General features: G+C 59.1%; 1 protein-coding gene. It reads right to left on the bottom strand.

The window, feature by feature from the left end; all coding sequences use genetic code 11:
* Window positions 1–342: ABC transporter permease family protein (locus SB658_RS22600; RefSeq protein ID WP_486308202.1), on the bottom strand; the 342-nt coding region annotated here is incomplete at both ends.

Below are 342 nucleotides of genomic sequence, written 5' to 3'. Positions count from 1 at the left end.
GCGACAGGGGAATCGCGAGAATCTCCTCCGGCAGCATCATCGTCGACAGGATCAACAACATGATGAGCTGCATGCCCGGGAACTTCTTGCGCGAGAGCGCGTAGGCAGCCGAGACGCTGACGAGGATCTGCAGCACGAGGCCGAAGCCGACGACGATGAACGAGTTGCCGAGATAGGTGAACACGTTCCGGTTGAGCGCACCCGCAAAGTTGTCGAACGTGAAATTCGTGGGGATAAGGCTGACGTTCGCCGGCGACGGCACCGCACTGAACGCGTTGACGAGCAGGATGTAGATCGGCCCGGCGAAGATGAACAGCACGACGGCATAGATCACGAATCGAA

The sequence above is a fragment of the Bacillus sp. SIMBA_008 genome, assembly GCF_046535495.1.
Lineage (GTDB): Bacteria > Bacillota > Bacilli > Bacillales > Bacillaceae > Bacillus > Bacillus subtilis.
This window is presented reverse-complemented; position numbering and strand designations above follow the sequence as displayed.